The sequence below is a fragment of the Flavobacterium sp. genome (assembly GCF_021151785.1).
In the GTDB taxonomy this organism is placed as follows: Bacteria; Bacteroidota; Bacteroidia; order Flavobacteriales; family Flavobacteriaceae; genus Flavobacterium.
Map to the genome: position 1 here is coordinate 1 of NZ_JAGKWP010000139.1, position 4,574 is coordinate 4,574.

Annotated in this window: 2 protein-coding genes; both read left to right on the plus strand. The window is 30.1% G+C overall.

The features are described 5' to 3' along the window. Positions 1–75 precede the first annotated feature (75 nt). Positions 76–1,848 carry a signal peptide peptidase SppA gene (gene sppA / locus QZ824_RS10705; protein ID WP_291276006.1) on the plus strand — a complete coding sequence of 591 codons (1,773 nt, stop codon included), beginning with the start codon at positions 76–78 and terminating at the stop codon, positions 1,846–1,848. Positions 1,849–1,963: 115 nt separating this feature from the next. Continuing rightward, complete coding sequence (locus QZ824_RS10710; protein WP_291276007.1) at positions 1,964–4,564, plus strand: AsmA family protein; 2,601 nt, start codon at positions 1,964–1,966, stop codon at positions 4,562–4,564. Positions 4,565–4,574: the final 10 nt, after the last annotated feature.

Below are 4,574 nucleotides of genomic sequence, written 5' to 3' on the forward strand. Positions count from 1 at the left end.
AAAAAATAAATTTTATGAACATGTAACAATTTCTCTTTTTTCACTACCTATAGAAAAATTGAATTAAAAAGAATTATGAATTTTATAAAAAATGTTTTAGCAACAGTTGTTGGAATCTTTCTATTTTTTGTATTGAGTTTCTTCATTCTTATTGGAATCGCAGCTGTTGTAGGAGGTGGTGAAAAGGAAATTAAAGTAGAAGATCAATCAGTTATTGAATTAGACTTGTCAGAAATTGTTTTTGACTACTCAGGAAAATACAAAGACGAGAGCCCGTTACAAGCTTTATTAAAAGCAGAAGGAAAAGTTGGATTCATTGATGTGCTAAATGCCATTAAATTAGCAAAGACAGATAGTAAAATTAAAGGCATTTCAATTATTAACAATGAATCATTTCTTGGTTTAGCGCAAAGCAAAGAATTAAGAGATCAATTAATTGATTTTAAAAAATCTGGGAAATTCATCTATTCTTATGCTAACTTTTTCACTCAAAAAGAATATTATATTAATTCTGTAGCTGACCAAGTTTATATTAACCCTGTAGGTGAATTAGAATTTAAAGGATTAAGTTCAGAATTATTATTTTTTAAAGATTTTCAGGACAAGACAGGCTTAAAATTTGAGGTGATTCGTCATGGAAAATACAAAAGCGCTGTTGAGCCTTTCTTGAATCAAGAAATGAGCCCTGAAAACAGAGAACAAATGACTAGTCTATTAAATTCCGTTTGGAACACTATAGTGACTGACATTTCAGCTTCGAGAAAAATTAGTGTAGCCAAGTTAAATGAAATAGCAAATAATTTGGAAGCAAGAACTCCTGAATTAGCTTTACAACAAAAGTTGGTAGACAAAATTGCCTATGAAGATGAATATCATAGCGCCTTGAAGACTAAACTAAAAGTCGCTCAAAATGAAGAATATAATAAAATATCAATAGCTGACTATACCAACAAAAACAATATTAATGTTGATGATTTAACAAAAGATGATGTGATTGCTGTTATTTATGCACAAGGAGAAATTAACGGAGGAGAAGGTGATGTTGATTTTATAGGGGAAGGTTCCATTAATCGTTCTTTAAAAGAAGCTAGAGAAGACGAAAACATTAAAGCTATTGTACTTCGTGTTGACAGTCCAGGTGGAAGTGCTTTAACATCTGAATTAATCTGGAGAGAAATCGAACTAACCAAAAAAAGTAAACCAGTTGTAGTATCTATGGGGAACTTGGCAGCATCTGGAGGCTATTATATTTCTTGTGGTGCAAATGCAATTTTTGCTGAACCTACAACAATTACTGGTTCAATTGGAGTTTTTGGAATGCTTCCTAACTTTAGTCAATTAGCAAATAAAATGGGAATTAATGCTGAACAAGTAAATACACATAAAAACGCAAGTGGTTATAGCCCATTTGAACCTATCACGGATGAATACAAATCCATTGCTTTAGAAGGTGTGGAACGCACCTATAAGACTTTTGTCAATCGCGTTGCCACTGGAAGAAAAATGAAGTTTGAAAATGTAGATGCTATTGGTCAAGGACGTGTTTGGACCGGCTCGGACGCATTAAAAATAGGGTTAGTAGATAAATTAGGGAATTTGGATGCCGCTATAAAATACGCCGCTACATTAGGCAAGTCTAAAGAATATCGAGTTGAAACTTATCCTGAATATGAGAAAAATTTCAATGAAATCTTAGAACATTTAGCCAATGCAAAAATATATCAATCTAAAGAAGCATATTTGAAAGAAGAAGTAGGTGAAGAAAATTACATCCTAATTGATAAAATTAGGAAGATGAAGAAACGTAAAGGTATTCAAGCCATTTTACCTTACGAGATTAATTTTTAATAATTTGAATGAAAAGACGCTGAAATTTGATTTCGGCGTTTTTTTTACCATTTTTTTAGCTTAATACATACAAATTGGTATTAATTTTGTAACATACATCAAAACTTCAATCATTATGAGTCCTAAAACAAAAAAAATATTAAAATGGATAGGGATTTCCATACTTAGTATTATCATCGTATTAGCCGTAGTACCTTTTCTTTTTAAAGAACAAATTAAAAACAAAGTATTAGCATCAATTAATAAAAATGTAGATGCCATTGTATCTATTGAAGACGTAAATTTAAGTCTGCTTAAAAGTTTTCCAAAAGCAAACGTAACTATAGAAAAACTTAGCATTGTTAATAAAGCTCCATTTGCTGGAAAAACGCTAGTTGCATCAGATAATATTAGCTTAAAAATGAGCGTGATGGAATTATTCAATAGTGAAAATGAACCAATGAAAATTGAGTCTATAGCTACTGAAAATACAGTTTTAAATATCATTTTCAACAAAGAAGGCTTAGGAAATTATGACATTGCGATAAAAGACAAAACATCAGAAGAAGAAAAAACTGAAAGCAAACCTTTTAGTCTAAATATTGAAAAATATGATGTTGAAAATTTAAAATTTACCTATTTCGATGAAGGTTCTAAAATAAAATTAGTTTTAGATAGTATTTTTCATCAAGGCAAAGGAAACTTTGCTCAAGAAAAATTAGATTTAGAAACCAAAACTACAGCTAATGTAAGTTTTGATATGGATCAATCTAACTATTTAAAAAACACAAAACTTTCATTAGATGCAATTTTAGGAATCGATTTAAAAAACAGTAAATATTCGTTTAAAGAAAACAAAGCTTTAATTAATCAATTACCTTTAGAATTTAATGGTTTCATTCAAATGGTAGAAAAAGGTCAGGTTTACAACTTAACTTTCAACACACCAAGTTCAGAGTTTAAAAACTTTTTAGGATTAATTCCAGCGCAATATGCAGGAAACTTAGACGGAGTGGAAACCACTGGTAAATTTGAAGTAAAAGGAAAGGTTGAAGGCGAATTAACAGAAACAACAGTACCTAAATTTGATGTGGAAATGCTTTCAAACAATGCATCATTCCATTATAAAGACTTACCAAAAACAGTAAAAAACATCAATATTGACACACATATTATCAATGAAACTGGATTGGTTAATGACACTTATGTAAACATTGATAATTTTGGATTTGCGATTGATCAAGATATTTTTAATGCAAAAGCAAACATTAAAAATATGACCCAAAATGCCCTGGTTAATGCTGAACTAAGAGGCGTAATAAACTTAGCTAATGTTTCTAAAGCTTATCCAATTCAGTTAGAAAAGCCATTAAACGGAATCTTAAAAGCAGATGTAAAAACAGCATTTGACATGAAATCTGTAGAAACCAATCAATATCAAAACATAAAAAATTCGGGGCGTGTTACCCTCACTGGCTTTAATTATTCTGGCTCTGAAATGGCAAAACCTATTAGTATTTCTATTGCTGATGTTGTTTTTAATCCTTCTAAAATCAATTTAAATCAATTGAATTTAAAAACCGGAAAATCAGATGTAGCTGTGACAGGTACCTTAGAAAATTTCTATGGATTCTTATTCAAAAAACAAATCTTAAAAGGAAATTTTAACATGAACTCAGACACTTTTTCCGTTGCGGATTTCATGGCGCCAACTACAACGAGCACTGATGAAAGTGGTAAAAAGACAGAAGCTGTTAAAATTCCAAGTTTTTTAGATTGCACATTAACTGCTAAGGCAAAGACTGTTATTTATGATAATTTAAATCTTAAAAATATATCAGGTTCTCTAGCAATTAAAGATGAAGCAGTAAAACTTAGCCATTTAAGAATGGATGTATTTGGAGGGAAATTAAACTTGAACGGCTTAGTTTCCACCAAAGTAAAAACACCAACCTTTGCATTAGATCTAGAACTAGATAAAGTTGATATAGGACAAACCTTTAGTCTAATGAATACCTTAAAAACAATTGCTCCTATTGCAGATGTTGTTAATGGTAAAATGAACTCCACAATTAAATTAAATGGGACTTTAAATCAATCTATGCTTCCAAATATGAATTCTATATCTGGAGATTTAATGGGTAGTTTGATTTCAGGTTCTTTAAATAAATCTAGATCTGCTTTATTAACTGAATTAGATTCAAAAGCTACCTTTTTAGAGTTAGAAGACATTAATCTAAAGGATATAAAGGCCGCATTATCTTTTAAAGATGGTAAAGTTGTGGTCAAACCGTTTTCCATTAAACATAAAGACATAACTGTACAGGTAATGGGATCACATGGATTTGATCAAAAATTAGATTACAATTTAAAATTTGAAGTTCCTGCAAAATATTTAGGAAAAGATGTGAATACATTATTAACTAAATTAACTCCTGCTGATGCAAATAAAATTGAAAATATTCCAGTGAACGCAACCATGGTTGGGAGTTTTAAAAATCCAAAGATTAACACTGATATTAAACAAGCAACAACAAATTTAACCACTCAATTAGTTAAAATGCAAAAAGATAAATTAATTAATCAAGGCGCTGGAGCGTTAAATAACTTATTGGGAGGAACAAAAAATAATACCTCAAAAGATTCTATCAAAACCAATTCTACCCCAAAAGAACAATTAGGAAATGCGGTAAAAGATGGTATTAAAGGTTTATTTGGGAAAAAGAAAAATCAATAATAATATATAC